A 20,586-nucleotide genomic window follows, 5' to 3' on the forward strand; every position below is an offset into this window, starting at 1 on the left:
GGGGCCGTCTAAAAAGTCTACTAGGGGGGCATTCTGGTACAAAATACGAAAAAGTAGTATTTTGAGGCTGTTCCCATCCCCGTAGCCGATGAGCACAAAAAGAGCAGTTTTCAAGCCTGACCTCCAGAACCAAGGCTTGCTATTCCCTCCACATCTTGCCGACATGGTACCGCCTCATCATAAGGCGCGGCTGATCAGCCAGATTATAGATGGGATGAACATTGATTCGATCCTAAGCACCTATTTAGGAGGTGGCAGTAGCGCGTACTCTCCTCGGATGCTGCTTAAGGTGTTGGTTTATGCCTATTCTGATCGGGTGTACTCATCTCGTTCGATTGAGAAGGCTTGCTATGAGAACGTGTGCTACATGTGGCTAAGTGGGATGTCCACTCCCGATCACAATACGATCAATAACTTTCGCAAGCACCGCATGGGTGGCCGGGTAAAGGAAGTGTTTGCCCACGTTTTGTTGACTTTACATGAACAAGGCTATGTCAAGCTGGATGATTACTTTTTAGATGGCACTATACTGGAGTCAGTAGCTGGCCGGTACACCTTCGTTTGGAAGTCAAACGTTGAGCGTTACAAGAAGTCGGTGCTAGACCAGATAGGGATGATCGTTTCTCAGATTGACGCTTTATGTGAAAAAGCGGATAAAGAGGATGAGCAAGCTGCCGATGGGGATGATCAAGGGGACAAACTCAGCGACAGTGCAGCAGTCCAAGAAACGATTGATCGACTCAACAAAGCCTTAGAAAGTCAGTCCCCCAGCACCAAGGAGGAAGCCAAAGAGGTCAAAAAGGCAAAGACAAAACTGAAAAACCTGGAGAGCAAGTCCTTGCCCAAACTCCAGGAATATGAGCGCCAGCAAGAATTACTGGGAGATCGGTCGTCTTACTCTAAAACGGATCATGGTGCTACGTTCATGAGGCCCAAAGACGACCACTTGGGCAACGGGGAGCTAAAACCCGGCTACAATGCTCAAGTGGGAACGGAAAACCACTTTGTTGTAAACTGGACAATGCACCAGACGCCTTCTGATGCGGCCTGCCTCATTCCTCATCTTGAAGACACCGAATCGATCTTAAGCCAAATCGGATTGAACTTGCCCAAGGCCATTACAGCCGATGCGGGGTATGGCAACGAAGAGGCCTATCGCTATTGTGAGGGCAAGGAGATAGAAGCCTACCTCAAATACCCGGGCTATTACAAGGAAGAGCAAGGAGTACTTAAAGCGCCATTTGCGCCAAGCCAGTTATACTATAACGAAGAGCAAAATGTGCTGATATGCCCCATGGGTCAGCATATGACGTATTGTGGAGAGGGAGAGGAGAAAACAGCAAGTGGGTATATCCGTGAAACAAGTAAGTACAAAGCCGTCAATTGCATAGGCTGCCCCTTGCGCGGGATGTGTCATAAACAAGACGGCAACCGAGTGGTAACCATTAGCCACAAAGGTCAAAGCTATCGCCAGCAAGCCCGAGCTCGTCTGAGCACGAAAGAGGGTAGAGCAAAGTGCCTGCGCCGTAACGCAGAAGTCGAGGGCTTCTTTGGCAACTTGAAGGCCAATCTGGGAAGACGTCGGTTTACACTAAAGGGACTTACGGGGGTTAACATTGAGATGGGCCTCCTTTCGATAGCCACAAATCTTCGTCGATTACATAAATTATCGATTGAGCAAGGGCGTAGTCTGCTTACTCCGGTCGTACAAAGGGCCCAAATGACCTAAAACGGCCCAAAAATCCGTCTAGACGGCATTTTTAACTCCCTGAAGGCCCACCCAGCATGTGGGGAGGCCCAAAAAAGGAACACATATTTTTTCTTAAATGTGTCAGAACGCAACCAGCACAGCCACCGTGGCGCACCCCACAGCTTTGGGGCTGACTTTTTAGACGGCCCCAGTCAGGATAAAGGAGCAAGGTAAGTCAGGAACTACATCCGGATCACCTGCCCCTCGGCCAGGACGAATACCTGATCGCCCGCCCGGACTTTTACCTCCGCGCACCCGGTAAATTCGCCGAAAGCGGGGAGGATACCCTGCTCCGCTCCGAAGTAAAAGGCGGGGAGTTTCAGGCCGTTGCCCGCCGCATCGAGCAGGCGGACGCAGGGGTGAACGTGCCCGCAAAGGTTATACTTGCCAGCGGGCCGTTCCTCCTCCGGCAGCGGATGGTGGCTCAGGGCCAACGGTCCGATGCACAGTACCTCCGGCTGCAACACCAGGCGGGATTCGGCGTAGGCGGAAGGCGGCAGGATATCGTGGTTCCCCGGGATGAGCTCAAACTGCACGCCGGGGAACTGCTCTAAAAAGCGGCAAAAGAGCGGCCAGACGTGGTTGTAGCTGCTGTGAAAGAGATCCCCCAAAAACAGGACGCGCTCCGGCAGGCAATCTTCCAACAGCATAGTCAGGCGACGAAAATTGGCCCCGGAAATGGCGGGGGGGACGGCAATGCCCGCCCGGCGAAAGTGGGCGCTCTTGCCCAGGTGCAGGTCAGCCAGCAACAAGGCACGCTCGGCTGGCCAATAGGCACCACGCGCGGGATGCAGCTGAAGGCGCTGCCCAAAGACCTCCACTTCTTCCATGCGGCGAAGGTAGGGAGGAGGAGTAAGGTTTGGCAGATAAATGCGATCTTGGGGGGCGGGATTTGCGCAACTTCCCTTCCACACCGGAGGGCGACCTATACCTAAGTGGAGGGTGGCGGCTAAAATATCCCCCGCCGGCTCACGTTTGTTGAACGAAAAACCAATTTAATGTTCCGATTCCTGCTGTTTATCCCTTTGCTTTTTGCACAAAGCAATGCTTTTCTTTCCGCCCAGTCTCCTTCCTTTGCTTACGATCTGGACGGTCTTTTACTCATCAGTGACCTGCCCGCCGAGCTGAATGAGGTCTCCGGCCTGTCCGTAGACCCGAACCAGAAAAACACCCTCCTGATGGTGCAAGACGAACTTGGCAAGGTCTACCGCGTATCCAGCAAAACCGGCGAAGTACTCTGGGCCACCACCTTCTGGAAAGATGGCGACTACGAAGACGTCGAAGCGGTGGGCAACGACATCTGGGTCGTGAAAAGCACCGGCACCCTTTACCAGATCAGCAACGCGGGCCAACCCGAACAGCACGTCGAGAAATACAATACCCTCCTGACGGAAGACAACGACGTGGAAGGGCTGGCGTACGACCGCGCGAAGAACCGGCTTCTGCTCGCCTGTAAAAACTACTCTACCGAGAACGGGGAGAGTAAGAATGGCCGTTACATCTTCGCATTTGACCTGGCCACCAAGACCCTGGGCAGCCAACCCGCCTTCGCCATTGAGCAGCAGGCCGTCCAGAATTTCCTGAGCAAATGCGATCAAACCGCCGGCCATGCCCAACTGTGCTCCTTTTTCATGTCCCGCGCTGAATACGACCTGGCACCTTCAGCCATCGCGGTTCACCCCTTCACCGGCCAACTCTTCATTACTTCCTCCGTTGGCAAGGTATTGATGGTGCTGGAGAGCAACGGACAAATTAGCTACCTCCACAAGTTAAACAGCGACCTTCTCCCCCAACCCGAAGGACTTGCTTTCGACGCCGAAGGGGAGCTCTACATCTCCACCGAACGCCGCAAGGACAGCCCCGCCCGTTTTTACCGTATTCCTTACCGGGCCAGGTAGAAAGCGCTTCCGGGATGTTTTCAATTTCTACTGAAAATACCCCGTCTTCAATTACCTTTGGGGCGCATCATCCTCCCCCGTCTTTATATGGGCCGTACCCTGGACCGGATCAAACAACCGATCGCCCAAGAGTTGGACGATTTCGAGAAGCGATTCCGGGATACCCTGCGTTCGCCGGTGGCCTTGATGGACCGCATCACCTACTACATCGTCCGGCGCAAAGGAAAGCAAGTCCGGCCCATGTTTGTCTTCCTGTCGGCAAAGGCCTGTGGCGGTTTTACCGACGAAAGCTACGTAGCTGCCTCCCTGATCGAAATCCTGCACACGGCCAGCCTGGTGCACGACGACGTGGTCGACGAATCCTACGAGCGCCGGGGGTTTTTCTCGATCAATGCCCTTTGGAAGAACAAGATTGCCGTTTTGGTGGGCGATTATTTTTTGGCCAAGGGTTTGCTCATTGCGCTCAAGCATAAGCAGTACCGCATCCTGGAGATTACCTCCACGGCGGTGCAGGCCCTGAGCGAAGGAGAGTTGCTCCAGATCGAGAAAGCCCGGCGACTGGACATCGACGAGGCGATCTACTTTGAAGTCATCCGTCAAAAAACGGCCAGCCTCATTGCGGCAGCCTGCGAAGCGGGGGCGGCATCGGTCACCCAGGACGAGACCACCCTGCGCCTGATGCACGACTTTGGGGAGAAAATCGGCATCGCCTTTCAGATCCGCGACGACCTGTTCGACTTTGGCACCGACAACGTCGGTAAACCCCTGGGCATCGACATCAAGGAGAAGAAAATGACCCTGCCGCTCATCCACGCCCTCAACCAGGCACCGGCGGGCGAGCGCAGCCACATCATCCGCCTGATCAAGAAGTACAGTGATAAGCCGGAGAAGGTAGCGGAGGTTATCCGTTTCGTCCACGCCAGCGCGGGTATTGCCTACGCCGAAGCGGCCATGTACCGTTACCGCGACGAGGCCTTTGCCCTCCTGCACCAGCTGCCTTCCTCCCCCGCCCGCGAGAGTCTGGAAGCCCTGGTCAACTACGTCGTTGAGCGGAAGTATTAGCCTGCGCAGGCTGCGGCGTAGACGGCCAGGTAGCCCGTCAGCATGGTCTCCACCTGAAATTCCTTTTCCACGTGGGCCCGGCAGGTCTGACGGTCTTTGCTCCTTTCGACTTCCCCCAGCACCTGCGTCAGCGCCGCCGTATCGCGTTTGGCGACCAAAATGCCCGTGGCGGGTGTAATGATTTCGGCTGCCGCCCCGCTCGCGAAACCCGCCACGGGCGTACCGCAGGCCAACATCTCGGCGTAGGCCAGGCCGAAAGGTTCGTCCCAGACGGGCGTCACCAGTCCCACGGCCGCCTGCCCGACCAGCGCGGCCAGCTCCGCCTGGGTGAGGTGTCCGGCGTAGTGAATGTCGCCGCCCAGTTGCGGGGCAATGGCGCGGGAAAAATAGTCCGGGTCGTACACCGGCCCGGCCAAGGTCAGCCGGTAGCCCGCCGCCCGCGCCGCAGCGATGGCGTACTCCGCCCCTTTTTCGGGGGTAAACCGGCCGTACCAGACCGCCGTCCGGGGCGACCCTGCGGCAGAATATGGCCAGTCTTCCAGGGCCAGACCGTTGTGCACCACGGTACTCTCCCCGACGTAGGGCGCCCACTGCCGGGCCACAAAATGGCTGATGGCCACGTAGCGGCAGCGGGCACTGGCGCGGGCCAGCCAACCCGTCAGCTGGAACGATCGGTAGGGCGGCGTATGCAGGGTGGTGACCAGCGGGGCGGGCAGGTGCCGGACCAGCAACGGCGGTAAAAAGTGAATGCTGTTGTTGTGGATCACGTCAAAATCACCCCGGCCCATGGAGCGCACGGCGGCGTAGGTGGCGCGTAAGGTGGCCAGGGCTCCCTTACCTGGGATGGCCTGTGGAACGATGCGGAAGCGGGGGTCAGAGTCGGGGTGGGCAAAGAGCGTGACGGAGTGTCCGCGGGCGCTCAGTTCGCGGGCCAGCAGGTGGGTGTGCATCTCCAGCCCGCCGTGGAAGGGCTCCCGGATGGGGTAGCGCAGGGGGGCGAGCAGGGCGATGCGCATCAGGCTACACTTAGTTCGGTGGGCTGGCCTACGAAGCCGAGGGCCAGGCGGAGTTCGCGGGCAAGGGCCAGACCAACAATGTAGCGTTCGCGGGGGAGACTGGCGGCGTAGGCCTCCGTCCAACCCTCCAGAAAAGCGTTCTGGGCGCGGTAGTAGTTGGGATGGATCTTGAGTTGCTTGAGGGCCTTGGTCAGGGCCAGGGCATCTTCCCAGCGCTTGGGCAGGGCGAATGCTTCGGTGATGAGGTGGTAGATGCGGTTTTCGGCGGCCTTTTCGAGGTCGGCGGGCTCCCGCCAGCGGTGTTTCCAGTGGTGGGAGTCGGCCACGATGCGTTCCAGGCGGGCGTGGTCGAGGGCACCTTCTGTTTCGAGCAACTCCTCCAGGCGGCGGTGCATCGTGAAGTTGATGGCCGCCTGGTAGGCATCGGGCAGGGGCATTCCGTTGGCGCGCATGGTCGACATCAGCTGGTAGTTGTCGTAGTAGACGTCGCTGAAGTTTTTGGCGGCAATTTCCATCGTCCGGTTGGTCATAAACAGCAGAATGCGCTGCTTTTCGTCCCGGAAAAGGTGCCAGATGGAGAAGGTTTCCGAGCCGAAGTTGGCGTTCATCATGGCGATGACCTCCCCCACGTGGCCGCCGCGGAACTCCCGCTCCAGGTCAGGGGTTACCGCAGCAAAGTCCTCCAGGTTGATGTCGTCGCGGATGCTCCCGATCAGGGTTTGCTGGCCGAGGTAGAGCACGGCAAAGCTGAAATCGGTACCACTCTGGGTGATGTTGGAGTGCACCGAAATATGGCCCATGGCCAGGCGGTAGGAGCCGGCACGGAGCTGGCGCAGGGTATGGATTTCGGCGCGGTAGTTGAACAGCTCCAGTTCGGCCATATTTTTCTCAAACAGGCTGGCGGCGGCAAAGTGCATGCCCACCCGGCGGAGGCCCACCCGGGCGGTCATGACCTCCTTGCGGTAGGCTACGGCGGCGCTTTCTACGCTGTTGCTCTCAATTTTTCCCAGGCGGTCCAGAAAATCGGGGTGGTAGTCCTGGCCAGACACCACTTCGCAGAGGTGGAGGGCACGGTTGGCGTACTGGAGCACCTGAAGGGTTTCGATGCCAGTGACTTCATTGAAGAACCAGGCGCAGCTGGTGTACATCAGCATGGCGTGGCGCTGCATCTCCAGCAGGCGGAGCATCGTGGTACAATCTTCCTTGCCGGGGTTGGGCAGGCGGCTGTGGCGGTTTAAAAAAGCCCGGACATTGTCCGGAGACCGATCCAGCACCAGTTCGATGTAGGCATCGCGGGCGGCCCAGGGGTCTTTGAAGAGGTTTGTGCCGAAGTTGGTAAAGACGGTGGCCAGGCGCTCGCGCACTTCATCCAGGGCCGCCCGCAGGGGGGCACGCCAGCGCTGGTGCCAGCCCGGTTGGCCGCCCGTGTGGCAGCCGCAGTCGCTGCGCCAGCGTTCGACGCCGTGGACGCAGGACCAGGAGCTGTTCTCAAAAATGCGGGCCTCCCACTCCGGGGGGTGTAGTTCCAGAAACTGCCCGTAGTTGGTAATCCGGTAGTCTGGGTGTTCTTCCAGATAATCCAGGCAGGCGGCCAGGGCCATTTCCCCCTTGCGGTGGTGGTGGCCGTAGCTTTCGCCGTCGGTGGCGATGTTGGCGAGTTGGATGGCGTCGTTGCGGTCGAGGCTATTGATCAGGCGGTTGGCCAGCAGACGGCCGTCGTTGAGCAGGCCTTCGAAGGCTACGGCCTTGGAGACGTCGCCGTCGTAAAAGAACAGGTCAATGGTCCGGCCACTGGGCAGTGGGCAGCGGTAGGCCCGCCGGGAATCCACCCCGCCGTGCACGTCGTGCCACTGGGGGTCGGCCTGGAAGCGGACGGCCTGACATTGCCGGGGGGCCAGGACGGTGAACTTGATTCCGGCGTCCACCAGGGCTTCCAGGCAAGCGGTATCCACCGCCGTTTCCGCCAGCCACATACCCTCGGGGGTTCGGCCAAAGCGAGCCTCAAAATCGGCAATCCCCCAGCGAATTTGCGTGCGCTGGTCGCGCGCATTGGCCAGGGGCATGATGATGTGGTTGTAGGACTGGGCCAAGGCATTGCCGTGCCCGCCGAAGCGCGCGCAGCTTTCCCGATCGGCCTTCAGCAGGCGGGCGTACGTGGCCGGGTCGTGCACCTCCAGCCAGGAAAGGAGCGTAGGACCGAAGTTCCACGACATCCGCTCGTAGTTGTTGCGGATCGTGGTGATGTGCTGCGCATTGTTGAGCACCCGGGCGGTAGCGTTGGGCGCGTAACACTCTTCGTTGATCCGCTCGTTCCAATCGTGGTATGGGGCGGCGGAATCCTGGACTTCAATGGTTTCCAACCAGGCATTTTCGCGGGGAGGCTGGTAAAAGTGTCCGTGGATACAGATAAATTTTTTCGCTTGTCCTGCCATAAGGGCGAAGATATGCAAGCCACCGAATGGACCGTTGCAATTAATCTTCAATATTCCGGTCCGTAGCAGCTGTTGCACCAAGAAAATAGCGGCCCCGAGCCAACCTGCCGCCCCTCCCGCTGTTAGTAAAGCGAACGCTGGAGCCAATCCCAGGCCCCCTAACTAAAAAAACACAGCAAAAATGTTCGAACTCCCCAAACTCCCCTACGCCTACGACGCCCTCGAGCCCCATATCGACGCCCGTACGATGGAGATCCACCACACGAAGCACCACAATGGCTACACGACCAATCTGAACAATGCCATTGAAGGCACGGAACTGGCCGGCAAAAAGATTGAGTCCATTCTCTCTAACGTCAGCAAAGCTGGTGCAGCTGTCCGCAACAACGGCGGCGGCTACTACAACCACAACCTGTTCTGGACCGTCATGGGCCCCAACGGCGGCGGCAAACCCAGCGGCGAGCTGGCCACGGCCATCGACTCCGCCTTCGGCAGCTACGATGCCTTTAAGGAAGAATTTTCCAAAGCCGCCGCTACCCGCTTCGGCTCCGGCTGGGCCTGGCTCATCGTCGGTGGAGACGGCAAGCTCCACGTCACTTCTACCCCCAACCAGGATAACCCCCTGATGGACGTTGCCGACACCAAAGGTACCCCTATCCTGGGCCTCGACGTCTGGGAGCACGCCTACTACCTCAACTACCAGAACCGCCGCCCCGACTACGTCCAGGCCTTTTTCTCCGTAGTGAACTGGGACGAAGTGGCCCGCCGCTACGCCGCCGCGAAGTAATCGCCCCGGAAAGCACCAAAGCACAACGCGCACGTGGATCGTCTTCCGCGTGCGCGTTTTCATTTTCATCCGTCGCTTCCTTCCCGCTTATGTCCTTTCTCGCACGCCGCCGCGCTACTTTTGATCCGCCCCGCTTCCAGGGCTGGGGGCGGCAACGGCGCTACTTCGAAGGCTGGTATTTCAAGATTGTAGTTCCCGAGCACAACCTGGCCTACGCCTTCATCCCCGGCATCAGTTACGATGCGGAGGGAGAGGGCCACGCCTTCCTGCAGGTTCTCGACGGAGTGGCCGCCACCTCGGCCTACCACCGCTACCCTACCGCCGATTTCCGGCCCGCCGCCGACCATTTTGCGCTCGAACTCGGTCCACACGCCTTCGCTACCGATCGCCTGCGCATTGCTTTGCCGGATTTGCAGTTGGATCTCGCATTCACCGACGTCATTGGCTGGCCGAAGCGGCCCCTGGCCCCGGGCGTAATGGGTTGGTACGGGTTCGTCCCGCGCATGCAGTGCTACCACGGGCTGGTCAGTCTTCACCACGGCCTGCGGGGCACGATCAGCGTCGGCGGGCAAAAGTATTCCGCAGCGGGCGGCACGGGCTACACGGAAAAAGACTGGGGCAGCGGCTTTCCGGCCGCCTGGATCTGGTGCCAAAGCAACCACCTTTCCGGCACTACGGGCCCCGCCAGCCTGATGGCCAGCGTCGCCAAAATCCCCTGGTTCGGCGCATCGTTCACCGGTTTTCTGGCCACTTTTCTCCTCGAAGGACAGCTCTACCTGTTCACCACCTGGGCGCGGTCGCAGGTGCAAACGACGTTTTTGAAGAGCAAGGAAGTGCAACTCGTGTTCTCCGCCCCCGGCCAACGCCTCATCATCACCGGCCATCCCGCTCCGGGCGGCGACCTGCTCAGCCCCATCAGCGGAGCCATGAACGGAAAGATCAACGAAAGCCTCCGCGCCGAACTGGACGTAAGCCTCTACCTCAACGATCAACTCCACTATTCCGGAACCGCCAGTTGGGCCGGGCTGGAAGTGTCGGAGAATGCGGAAGGGGGGTTAGTTTAGTAGTTTAGTAGTTTAGTAGTTTAGTAGTTCAGTAGTTCAGTAGTTTAGTAGTTTGCTGGTAACTAGTGAACTATGAACTATGAACTACCCCTCGGACAGTTTCCCGTCGTAGCCAAAAATATCCAGGTAGCCCTCTTCGCGCAGGGCGGGTTGGAGGCCAAAGCGCCGGGCGATCCGTTGCATTTCCGCCCCTTCCAGGCTGCCGGCGCGGCTGAGGACTGCACTGAGCTCCCGCAGCAAGGGCAGATGCTGGATGAGGATCTCTTTCGTTTCGGCCACCAGGCGGCTCATGAGCTTTTCGATGGTGGTATCGGTGACGGTCAGGTCCATGCGTAGGGGGCTGTGTTCCAGGTTATAGACCGCCTGGAAGTCTTCGTCGAAGCCGAACTTGCGGACGAACTCAATGGCCAGGCCGGTGGCCTGCTCGCGGTCGTGGCTGCGGCCCACGCTGGCGTGCTCGCGGCCAAAGACGAGCTCTTCGGCCAGGCCGCCGGCCAGGTAGACCTTAATCTTATCGAGCAGCGTCGATTTGGTGACGTGAATCTGGTGCGGAAAGGTGAAGCCCCCGGCGTAACTGCTGGCCACCTTGCTCTTTAGTTGCAGGGGCACCATCTGCGTTAAAACCATGTAAACTACCGCATGGCCACTCTCGTGGACGGAGATGTTGGCCACTGCATCGGCCTGGTTGGACTGGCGGATTTTGTCGATGCGCCCCACGTAGGGCACCTCCACCGTCTTGCCGCCGTAAGTGGCCCGGAGGACGCGGGCGACGGGGTCGTAGCCCAGCTTCATTTCCCTGGCCCCCAGCATGATGGCGTCGAAGAGGAACTTACTAAGGTTGGATTCGACGATGTCGACAATGGAACTGAACACCGGCCGGACGCCCTGCACGGGAAAAACACCGTTGCGGTAGATCAACTTATTGACTTCCGGACTGATGCTCAGGGAAACCCCGACCTTCGTTTTGATGCGCCGGACGATGCGCTTGAGTTCCTGTTGGATCAGTCGTTCGAAGTCTTGCTTGCGCAGGGCGTTGTAGATCAGGTGGATGTTGCCGAAGCGGGCCACTTGCTCGGGGCGGAACTTGCGGGCCAGGGCATTTTTGATGTCTACCAGCGTGATCTTCTTGGTGAAGGCGTGGTAGATGTCGGCATCAATATCCGCTTCGCTCGTTTCGGTAGCCATGCTGAAGGCCTCGTCGAGGTTCCCGGAAATGATGATGAGGCTTTTGGAGTGGTTGACGGGTTCGTAGATCTTCTTTTCCTTTTTGGCCTTGAGGATGAACTTCATCATCTGCTCTTCGCTGATCTCGGCCAGGTCGGCCATGCTCATATCCAGGCCCAACTGTCCTTGCAGTTGCATCGCATCCCAGGTGTTGAGGCTGTGGTATTCGATGATCTCTTCGCCGCGGGCTTTGGCCTTCTCCTTGTCGCGTTTGCTGGCGAAGAAGTTGAGCAGGAAGCGGTCCAGGTCTTCGCGGCGCTTGCGGCTCAGGCGGCCGTCGGAGAGCAACTCCCAGAAGTCGGTGAACTTGGTCTGGGGCAAGGGCGTCCCTTCGGCGTCGAGGGTATTAAAGCGTTGGATTTCGTCGAAGAGGAGAATGGCCGGCTTTTCGTCGTTCAGGCCAATGTTGTTCAGTATCTGGGCGACGGTGTTGGACCAGCTCGACTGGTCGGTATTGCTCAGTTCAATTTCGGTGAAGCGGTCCTGAAAATCGAGGAATTTGACCAGCTTGCGGATGAGGTCCGTTTTCCCGACGCCGGTCATTCCCCAGAGGTTGACGATGACGGGGCGCTGGAGGAGTTCCGGCAGGAGGTACCAGACCTGGATGTAATCGAGCAAACTATCGATGATGTCATCAATGCCGATGAATTCCCGTTTCAGGTATTTTTTGCAACGTTCCAGCTTCTGCATTTTCTGCTGGATGGCGGCGCTATCGATGTCGATCATTGGGCGATGGCTGGGAGTAGGGTGGGTGTGGGTCGGCTAGGGGGATACAATGGGCGCGGGCGGACGAAAGTTGCGGTGGGCGGTCGGGACGTCCCCCGCTCCTTCCACCGTTCCTGGCACCTGCGCCCGCGCCCACTTTACAAGCTAAAATGGTGGGCAGTTGCTGCCTCAGGCGTCGCGCAGGTGGCGACGGATGATTTTGCCGACGTTGCTTTTGGGCAGGTCGTCGCGGAATTCCACTTCTTTGGGCACCTTGTAGCCGGTGAGGTTTTCCTTGGCGTAGTTGATGACGTCCTCGGCCTTGAGGGATTTGTCCTTTTTGACGACGAAGACCTTGACGACTTCGCCGGATTTCTCGTTGGGCACGCCGATGGCCGCCACTTCGAGGATGCCGGGGTGACCCGCCAGGACGTCCTCTACTTCGTTCGGGAAAACGTTGAAGCCCGAGACGAGGATCATGTCTTTGAGGCGATCAACGATGCGGAAGAAGCCGTCGGCACTCATCACGCCGATGTCGCCGGTGCGCAACCAGCCGTCGGTAGTGATGACTTCGGCGGTGGCTTCCGGGCGGTTGTAGTAGCCCTTCATGACCTGGGGGCCTTTGATGTGGATTTCGCCGCGTTCTTCGGGGCTGGCCACGCGGTTTTCCTCCTCGACCCAGATGCGCATTTCGGTGCTGGGCAGGGGGACGCCGATGGTGCCGATGCGCATTTTATCGTTGAGCGGGTTCATGCATGCCGAGGGGCTGGTTTCCGTCAGGCCGTAGCCTTCACTGAGGGGCACGCCGGTTAGTTTTTGCCAGCCTTCGGCGACGGGGCGCTGGACGGCCATACCGCCCCCGACGGCAATTTTGAGGTGGCGGAAGTCGAGACCCTGGAAACCGGGGTCGTTGATCAAGGCATTGAAGAGGGTATTGACGGCGGTCAGGCCGGCAATTTTGTTGTCTTTGAAGGCCTTATTGATGGTGCTCAGGTCGCGGGGGTTGGTAATGAGCACGTTGCAGATGCCGTGGGAGAAGAGGGCGACGGAATTGACGGTGAAGGCGAAGATGTGGTAGAGCGGCAGGGGGCAGAGCATACGTTCGTCGCCGCCAGCCGTCAGGGCCTGCGTCATCCAGGCGCGGCTTTGCAGGGCATTGGCCACCAGGTTGGCGTTGGTCAGCATGGCGCCTTTGGAGACGCCGGTGGTGCCGCCCGTGTACTGGAGGGCGATGGTATCCTCGGCCTGGCCGGTGAAGGCAGGCAGGCGGTGCTTGGCCCCTTCGTCAAGCGCCGTCTGGAAGGTCACGGCCCCGGGCAGGTCGTAGGCGGGCACCATCTTTTTGACGTTGCGGACCACAAAGTTGGTAATCCCGCCCTTCAGGAAGCCCAGCAATTCACCGATGCTGGTGGTAATGACGGTCTTGATGTCCGTCTCCCCGATGATCTGCTGGAGGTTGGCGGCGAAGTTTTCGGCGATCACGACGGCCTTGGCTCCGGAGTCGGCAAACTGGTGCTTCATCTCCCGCGGCGTGTAGAGCGGGTTGGTGTTGACGATGACGAGGCCGGCCTTGAGCACGCCGTGCAGTGCGATGGGGTACTGTAGCAGGTTAGGCATCATGAGGGCAACTTTGTCGCCCGGCTGCAAGCCCCGGTAGTGGAGGTAGGCCCCGAAAGCGTCCGACAGTTTATCCAACTCCGCGAAAGTGATGGTTTTGCCCATGCAGCTGAACGCCGGTTTGGGGCCAAACTGCTTGGTGGAATCCGCTAACAGGTCCTTCAGCGTGGTAAAGCGGGTCAAATCGATGTTGGCGGGGATCCCGGCCGGGTATTGGGTAAGCCAGGGGCGCTGGTCGGTCATAGCATGATTGTTTTAAGCGAACGTGGGGGCAAAGTACAAAAATTAGCCATATTGTACCCGTGGTCAAGGCGGGGAAATGAAAGTATTCCTCGCTGCTTTCCCGGCGGAGGAGCCCCCCCATTTGCCCGGCAGCGGCCAGGACCAGCCCCACCGCCTCGGGGCTCAACTATCCACTGCCTGGAGACGTTTTCATGGTGTACCGCGCTTTGCCACAACGTTTCCCCACCGTACTTTGTCGCTTTGACTGATACATATCGCCCAGCCGTTATCGGTCTTTGGGTTCACAACATTCATTCGTACTATAAACTACTTGCACCAGATGGAACACGGACTTCTCACCGAGGCACAACAGAAAGACACGGAACTGATCCAACTTCTCCTCGATAAAATAGTCAAGAAAAAAGGCTTCGAAAACATTTGCGCCAATGTAGAAGGCTACGAGACCCCCGCCAAGATCCGCCGCAGCAAAGACTCCGAAGAGTACTTCATCCCCGATTGCACGGGCGAAGTCAACGGCCGCAAGTCCTACTTCGAGCTGGGCATGAAGTCGCTGGACGAGCGCGAGCTGGTCACCAAGTGGCGCCTCCTGGCCAGCCTGGCCACCCACAAGCACGGCAAACTCTACCTGGCCGTCCCCCGCGGCCACATGGCCTTCACCACCCGCATCCTGGCCGACTACCCCATCCAGGCGGAAGTGGTCAAACTCTGATTTTCCGGAGCAACTCCGGTTTGCAAAAGCCCCGATACCCTTTTCTCAAGGTGTCGGGGCTTTTGCGTTGGGGGGGCGGGAGCAGGGCGGCGAGGAGGCAAAGGCTGGTTTTGCTAATTTTCATGTGCGCTGTGGTGAGCGGGTCATTCTACTACCCGGAAGGTGAATTTGCCTCCAAGAAGGTAGCCCTCATAAGTCTGCACAAAATCACCGGCTACTTGATCCCAGGCAAGAAAATCATTGAAATTATCCATCGTTGAAAACCGGTTGATCCTATTGATAAAGACGTTTTTCCTGAGGTTATTTTTACAAGAATAGTAGGTGGGGTGGCGATAAGTACCCTGCTCCTCACCGGATATCGAGGTAGTACTGTAATCTCCGGGGGCCACTAATACAATACCAAAGCGAACTGCATAACCAAACTCCGTCTCTTCAAAAAGATAATCATAGCCCCCAAGCTGATTGATCTCCACCGAACCCCTTTCTACTATAACTTGTGAAGTTGTGTAAGTCCTCAGTTGAGATTCGCTTATTAGCGAAATATAGAGCGAAGAAAAAAACTTGTGATCCACCAATTCAATATCGTTTTGGTTGCCTACGACCTTGACAAATTTAGGAAAATCCGCCACCACCCACAGAGTATCACCCACTTGGTAGATGTTTTCCCTTCGTCCTATATCTACGGGGATTTCCATTTCAAGCACGTCTCCGAATTCGTCTTCTTCGCAGGCGCAGCTGGCGAGGGTGGTCAGGAACAGGGCGGCGAGGAGGCAGAGGCTGGTTTTGCTGATTTTCATGTGCGTAGAAGGCTGCCTTACCCATCTCCGACGCAATTGCTGAATCAAGAACTGGCGTCCGCTCCAATCCCCCATACGCACCAGCCCCCAAACGTACGCCGTTCAAAAGTCTAGGGTTCATACCAAGAAGTTATGCAAAGGACGTGAAAGGTGAGGTAAAGAAACCCAAGCTAAGTCCCCACGCCCCATACTTCCAAATATTACAAACAATAAATAGGTTCCAACAAGTAAAAATCTTTATTAGGGCGTATTCATCCCGCATTTTTGGACCAGAACATCCCCTTACTGCACCACCATTAAAAAGCCCTGGCGACAAATGAAAGGCTCACGCGGAACTATTTCCTTCGCAAAGTTTAATGACTCCAACCATCCTGCTCCCGCGCCAGATTACCCGCTTTGATGCGTTCTGCTTCCAGCAGCCGACTGCGGCCATCGGCGTGGTAATCGGTAATGCGGCGGTTGTGGATATTGCTTTCTTTAACGATGGCGCTGTTGAAAAAACGGCTTTCAAAAAGGTCTTCCCAACTGCGGTTGCCGGCGTCATTTCCCTCCAGATAGGCCTGCTCGGTGGCCAGCATTTCCCGGGCTGCGGGGTAGTAGACCCAGAAGGCGGGGATTTCGTAGAGGTAGTTGCCCGTCTCGTCGTACACATCTTTCAGGGGCGCAATGCCCAGAATTTGGGTCCGCATGCTGCCCGCGGCCTTGTCAAAATACGTTATTTCCTGGAGGCGGTAGCGCCGGAAATCGGCCGGGTTGAAGGCGCGGGGCACCGCCCGGTAGCTCACGCTTTGGTCGCGCGGGTCGATGATGGCCACGGTATCGGCCCCGCCGTTGATGGCGGTCCGCTCCAGAGCGCTCAGCGGGGTCGTGAACTTGTCGTCGATGGTGCTGTACAGCTGGATTTTGCCCGCGTCGGCGGCTTCCACCAGAAGGCTCACCAGCGGCCGGGGCGGGTAGGCGAAGGGAAGGTTGATCTTCTCGCGGCTGTCAATCGTCCGCCAAATCCGTTTTTGCCACATCACATCGGCGGCGCGCAGGGGCGTACCGGCCAGGGCCGGGCTCTGGGTCTTTTGCCGGTCCGCCACAATATCGTTCACCGGCGTAGGAAAGCTTTTTTCAACGGCGGGGCTGCCCGGTGCGGGCAGGGTGGCTTGCTGGGCGCGGCCGCAGGTGCCAGGAAGGGTGAAAAGCAGGGTAAGGCCAAGGGCCAGCAAACGGTAAACCATAAGGCGCTGTGTTTTTGCGTGTTTGCTGGAAAAACCCCGCCAGGCCACGTGCTAGTACGGCAACCCAACTTCTTAACTTTTGGGGCTGGCGGACAGAAAAATTCACCTTAACTAAGCCATTGCAGGTATCGAGGTGTTATTCCTCTTTACCTTTGCCCCCCTTCAAGTAAGGTCCAACCAACAACATGAGCGACGTAATCCACCACGAATGCGGCCTGGCGATGATTCGCCTCCGCAAACCGCTGAGTTATTACCAGGAAAAGTACGGCACGCCCCTCCACGGCCTCAAGTGCCTGCAGCTGCTGATGCGCAAGATGCGCAACCGCGGTCAAGACGGGGCGGGCATGGCCACCATCAAGCTCGATCATCCCCCCGGGCAGAAGTTCATCAGCCGCCGCCGCTCCAACGCCAGCAACTACCTCGATGACCTCTGGGAGGCCGTCTACCGCCGCTTCGATGAATTGCCCCCCGAGCGCCTGGCCGACGGCGAGTGGCTCAAAAGCAACCTCCCCTACACCGGGGAACTCATGATGGGCCACCTCCGCTACGGCACCCACGGCAACAACGACATCGAAACCTGCCACCCCTTCCTCCGCCAAAGCAACTGGAAAACCCGTGCCCTCATCATCGCCGGCAACTTTAACCTCACCAACGTCGATGAACTCTTCCAGGAACTCGTCGACCTCGGGCAGTACCCCAAAGAAAAATCCGACACCGTCACCGTCCTCGAAAAGATCGGCCACTTCCTCGATGATGAAGTCCAACGCATCCACACCTGGCACAAGCCCGACGGGCACTCCAACATCAAGATCAACGACATCATTGCCGATGAGCTCGACGTACAACGCCTCCTCAAACGGGCCAGCAAGAAGTTCGACGGCGGCTACGTCATGGGCGGCATGATCGGCCACGGCGACGCTTTCGTCATGCGCGACCCCTCCGGCATCCGCCCCGCTTTCTACTTCGAAAACGAAGAGTTCGTCGCCGTCGCCTCCGAACGGCCCGCCTTGCAAACGGTGTTCGACATTCACTTCAACGAGATCAAAGAAATTGAGCCAGGCCACGCCCTCATCATCAAAAAAAGCGGCAAGGTCACCATGGAGCGCTTCGCCCCCAGCCTGCCCCGCGCTGCCTGTTCCTTCGAACGCATCTACTTCAGCCGGGGAACCGACCGCGACATCTACCTCGAACGCAAGGAACTCGGCCGCCGCCTCGCCCCGGCCCTGACCAAGGCCATCGACTACGATTTCGATAACACCGTCTTCAGCTACATCCCCAATACGGCCGAGACCGCCTTCCAGGGCATGATCGAGGGCCTGGAAAAAGAACTGACCGACTGGAAAAAGAAGCAGATCAAAAAGCTTCAGAAAAAGGGCAAAAACGGCATCGGCAAAATCCTCAACACCAAAGTCCGCAACGAGAAAATCGTCGTCAAAGACGGTAAAACCCGCACCTTCATTGCCGATACCCGCAGCCGCGATGATATGGTCAGCCACGTCTACGACGTCACCTACGGCATCGTCCGCGACGAAATAGACACCCTGGTGCTGATCGACGATAGCATCGTCCGCGGCACCACCATCCGCGATTCGATCATCAAGATCGTCAGCCGTCTCCGGCCCAAGCGCATCATCATCGTCTCTTCCGCCCCCCAGATCCGCTTCCCCGATTGCTACGGCATCGATATGTCGAAGATGGGCGAGTTCGTCGCCTTCAAAGCCATGGAAGCCCTGCTGGAAGAAAAGGGCAAGAAGAAGTTGATGAAACAGGTCTACAAAAAAGCCCTCGAAGAACTCAAGAAGCCCAAAGAGGAGATGGAAAACGTCGTCCTGGAACTCTACAACCAGTTTTCCTACGAGGAAATCAGCAAGAAGATCGCCCAGATCGTGACCCCCGTTGGGACGAAGCCGAAAATCGACGTCATCTACCAAACAGTGGAAAACCTGCGCGCATCCTGCCCCAACAACAACGGCGACTGGTACTTCAGCGGCAACTACCCCACCCCGGGCGGCTTCCGCGTCGTCAACCGGGCTTTTGTCAATTACATGGAAGGCAGCAACGAGCGGGCGTATTAGGAGGGTCTTGCATCCTTCCTGCCGGGTGCACTTTAGCGGCGAATGTGGAAAGTATTTCCCCAATTCATATTGGTGCATTATTTTCCCACCTTCCTAATACCTTTCTATGCACCAAGACATTCTTGACGACGGCTTCCAGAACGCGGAACCTGAGTTCGACCCGAAAACCATCACCCGGATCAATGACCTTAAGATCGAGATCAACGATCACTTGAAAAAAATGCTCCAGGGTCGCTACACACTCATCGCCCTGGTAGCGCTGTCCTTCCTGGCCATCGCCGTCACCCTGGTGGTCGGTAACCCGGCCGTAACGACTACCGATATCATTGTGGAAGGGGCCATCCTGGTGGTCTTCTACGCTGGCCTGGCCTTTCTGGTAAAGTACAATCCCCTGCTGGCTTTCAGCCTGGGCTTAGGCCTCTATATTTTGTACCAGCTGCTGACGGGCATTGTTGACCCTTCGTCCATCGTCAAGGGCTGGCTGATCAAGATCGTCGTCATCATTGCCCTGAGCCGGGCGATTCACGGTGCGGTAGAAGCCAAAAAACTCCTGCAAAAGTTACGGGACATGGGCGTTCCCCGCCGGGAAACCGATATCGTCTTTAACGAACTTCAACCGATTCCCCGGACGAAAAGAAAGCGCATCGAAGATTAAGCTATCGCTGGGTCCATCAACCTGGGCCCGGTTCTATTCGTTAGCTTTGCTCTCCTTCCAATAAAACCACCGCCAGTATGTCTGCCAAAAAAGACGCCGCCTTCGCTACCAAGTGCATCCACGGAGGCCTTAACCCCGACCCCCTCACCGGCGCGGTCATGACCCCCATCTACCAAACCTCCACCTACGCGCAGTCGGCCCCGGGTGAGCATAAGGGCTACGAGTACGCCCGCACCCAAAACCCCACCCGCGATGCCCTGCAGGCCAACCTCGCTTCCATCGAAAACGGGAAGTTCGGCATTTGCTTCAGCAGCGGCCTGGCGGCGATGGACAACGTCCTGAAACTCCTCAGTCCGGGCGATGAGGTGCTGGCCAGCGACGATCTCTACGGCGGCTCCTACCGCCTCCTCACCGCCGTCTTCGGCCGCTTCGGCATCCAATCGCGCTTCATCGATATGCGGGACCCCGGGCACGTACTCAGCCAGCTCTCGCCGGCCACGAAGATGCTCTGGATCGAAACGCCCACCAACCCGATGCTCAACATCGTCGATATCCAGGCCCTGACCGATATCGCCCGCTCGCGCGATATCCTCTCCGTCGTCGATAATACCTTCGCCAGCCCCTACCTGCAGCAGCCCCTGGAATTGGGCGCCGACCTCGTCCTTCACTCCGCCACCAAATACCTCGGCGGCCACAGCGACGTCGTGATGGGTGCCGTCATCACCCGCGATGAACTCCTGGCCAAGCGCCTCTATTTCCTTCAGAACGCAGCCGGTGCCGTGCCCGGTCCTCAGGATTGTTTCCTCGTTTTGCGCGGCATCAAGACCCTGCACCTGCGGGTCCAGCGCGCCTGCGAAAACGCCCGGCACCTGGTAAAAGTCCTCCAGGACAACCCCCTGGTGGCCAACGTTTATTACCCCGGTTTGCCAGATCATCCCCGCCACGCCGTCGCCGCCCGGCAGATGCGCGACTTCGGGGCCATGGTCTCCTTCGACCTCAAGGAAGACACCCTCGAGGCCGCCACGCAGGTGATGAAAAATACCCACTACTTCACTTTGGCCGAGTCCCTCGGCGGCGTCGAGTCCCTCATCGGCCACCCCGCCACGATGACCCACGCCAGCATCCCCCGCGAGCAGCGCCTCAGCGTCGGCCTCACCGATAGCCTCATCCGCCTCTCCGTCGGCATCGAAGATGCGGCCGATCTCGTCAAAGACCTCGAAAACGCCCTGGCCGCCGCCGTCAGCGTAGCAGGCTAAGCCTCCCAACAATTTGCGGAGAAAAGGGGCGCGGACGCAGGTGCAAAGGCAGCAATGAAGGAGCAAGGAT

The 20,586-nt window shown here is 58.1% G+C and carries 16 protein-coding genes; 9 read left to right on the forward strand and 7 right to left on the reverse strand.

Going from position 1 to position 20,586, the window contains the following annotated elements; genetic code table 11:
• Positions 1-88 precede the first annotated feature (88 nt).
• On the forward strand, positions 89-1,729 hold the full coding sequence (locus tag H9S92_RS21070) for an IS1182 family transposase (RefSeq protein WP_187464761.1): 1,641 nt from the start codon (positions 89-91) through the stop codon (positions 1,727-1,729).
• A 203-nt stretch (positions 1,730-1,932) separates the two neighbouring features.
• On the opposite strand, the gene pdeM is transcribed toward H9S92_RS21070, so the two are convergent.
• Positions 1,933-2,580 (reverse strand): ligase-associated DNA damage response endonuclease PdeM, encoded by a 648-nt coding sequence (gene pdeM, locus H9S92_RS21075; protein WP_187468689.1) that lies wholly within the window; start codon positions 2,578-2,580, stop codon positions 1,933-1,935.
• Between the two features lie 168 nt (positions 2,581-2,748).
• Here pdeM and H9S92_RS21080 point away from each other — a divergent pair, with 168 nt between their 5' ends.
• Entirely contained in the window at positions 2,749-3,648 is a 900-nt protein-coding gene (locus H9S92_RS21080) for an SdiA-regulated domain-containing protein (protein WP_187468690.1), read from the forward strand.
• 87 nt (positions 3,649-3,735) lie between these two features.
• Positions 3,736-4,710: a polyprenyl synthetase family protein gene (locus tag H9S92_RS21085; RefSeq protein ID WP_187468691.1), complete on the forward strand. Its 975-nt coding sequence runs from the start codon at positions 3,736-3,738 to the stop codon at positions 4,708-4,710.
• Here the strand turns inward: H9S92_RS21085 and H9S92_RS21090 are convergent.
• Positions 4,707-5,726, reverse strand: coding sequence for a glycosyltransferase (locus H9S92_RS21090; RefSeq protein WP_187468692.1), 1,020 nt, complete (start codon positions 5,724-5,726; stop codon positions 4,707-4,709). The two genes, H9S92_RS21085 and H9S92_RS21090, sit on opposite strands and share 4 nt — an antisense overlap.
• Positions 5,726-8,158: a DUF3536 domain-containing protein gene (locus H9S92_RS21095; protein WP_187468693.1), complete on the reverse strand. Its 2,433-nt coding sequence runs from the start codon at positions 8,156-8,158 to the stop codon at positions 5,726-5,728. The genes H9S92_RS21090 and H9S92_RS21095 overlap by 1 nt, the downstream gene beginning before the upstream one ends.
• Before the next feature lie 181 nt (positions 8,159-8,339).
• On the opposite strand from H9S92_RS21095, the gene H9S92_RS21100 reads away from it, so the two are divergent.
• Both H9S92_RS21100 and H9S92_RS21105 read left to right on the forward strand, forming a co-directional pair.
• Positions 8,340-8,945 (forward strand): superoxide dismutase, encoded by a 606-nt coding sequence (locus H9S92_RS21100; protein WP_187468694.1) that lies wholly within the window; start codon positions 8,340-8,342, stop codon positions 8,943-8,945.
• Between the two features lie 89 nt (positions 8,946-9,034).
• Entirely contained in the window at positions 9,035-10,009 is a 975-nt protein-coding gene (locus H9S92_RS21105; RefSeq protein ID WP_187468695.1) for a tocopherol cyclase family protein, read from the forward strand.
• Between the two features lie 84 nt (positions 10,010-10,093).
• Here the strand turns inward: H9S92_RS21105 and H9S92_RS21110 are convergent, their stop codons facing one another.
• Both H9S92_RS21110 and H9S92_RS21115 read right to left on the reverse strand, forming a co-directional pair.
• Positions 10,094-11,959, reverse strand: a complete 1,866-nt coding sequence (locus H9S92_RS21110) for an AAA family ATPase (RefSeq protein ID WP_187468696.1) — start codon at positions 11,957-11,959, stop codon at positions 10,094-10,096.
• A gap of 168 nt (positions 11,960-12,127) precedes the next feature.
• Positions 12,128-13,798 carry an AMP-binding protein gene (locus H9S92_RS21115; RefSeq protein ID WP_187468697.1) on the reverse strand — a complete coding sequence of 557 codons (1,671 nt, stop codon included), beginning with the start codon at positions 13,796-13,798 and terminating at the stop codon, positions 12,128-12,130.
• 319 nt (positions 13,799-14,117) lie between these two features.
• Here H9S92_RS21115 and H9S92_RS21120 point away from each other — a divergent pair, with 319 nt between their 5' ends.
• The gene (locus H9S92_RS21120) at positions 14,118-14,507 is read left to right on the forward strand and encodes a hypothetical protein (RefSeq protein ID WP_187468698.1); all 390 of its coding nucleotides are present in this window, start codon (positions 14,118-14,120) and stop codon (positions 14,505-14,507) included.
• Positions 14,508-14,650: 143 nt separating this feature from the next.
• On the opposite strand, the gene H9S92_RS21125 is transcribed toward H9S92_RS21120, so the two are convergent.
• Together H9S92_RS21125 and porN are read right to left on the reverse strand one after the other, a co-directional pair.
• Positions 14,651-15,304 carry a hypothetical protein gene (locus H9S92_RS21125; protein WP_187468699.1) on the reverse strand — a complete coding sequence of 218 codons (654 nt, stop codon included), beginning with the start codon at positions 15,302-15,304 and terminating at the stop codon, positions 14,651-14,653.
• Between the two features lie 353 nt (positions 15,305-15,657).
• Entirely contained in the window at positions 15,658-16,530 is an 873-nt protein-coding gene (porN, locus tag H9S92_RS21130; RefSeq protein ID WP_246464039.1) for a type IX secretion system ring subunit PorN/GldN, read from the reverse strand.
• Positions 16,531-16,715: 185 nt separating this feature from the next.
• On the opposite strand from porN, the gene H9S92_RS21135 reads away from it, so the two are divergent.
• The 3 genes from H9S92_RS21135 (at position 16,716) to H9S92_RS21145 (ending at position 20,516) form a co-directional block, all read left to right on the forward strand.
• Positions 16,716-18,605 carry an amidophosphoribosyltransferase gene (locus tag H9S92_RS21135; protein ID WP_187468700.1) on the forward strand — a complete coding sequence of 630 codons (1,890 nt, stop codon included), beginning with the start codon at positions 16,716-16,718 and terminating at the stop codon, positions 18,603-18,605.
• Positions 18,606-18,711: 106 nt separating this feature from the next.
• Positions 18,712-19,260 (forward strand): hypothetical protein, encoded by a 549-nt coding sequence (locus H9S92_RS21140; RefSeq protein WP_187468701.1) that lies wholly within the window; start codon positions 18,712-18,714, stop codon positions 19,258-19,260.
• A 77-nt stretch (positions 19,261-19,337) separates the two neighbouring features.
• A complete protein-coding gene (locus H9S92_RS21145; protein ID WP_187468702.1) occupies positions 19,338-20,516 on the forward strand; it encodes a cystathionine gamma-synthase in 1,179 nt (392 codons plus the stop codon).
• Positions 20,517-20,586 lie beyond the last annotated feature (70 nt).

It is taken from the genome of Neolewinella lacunae (assembly GCF_014349155.1).
In the GTDB taxonomy this organism is placed as follows: Bacteria; Bacteroidota; Bacteroidia; order Chitinophagales; family Saprospiraceae; genus Neolewinella; species Neolewinella lacunae.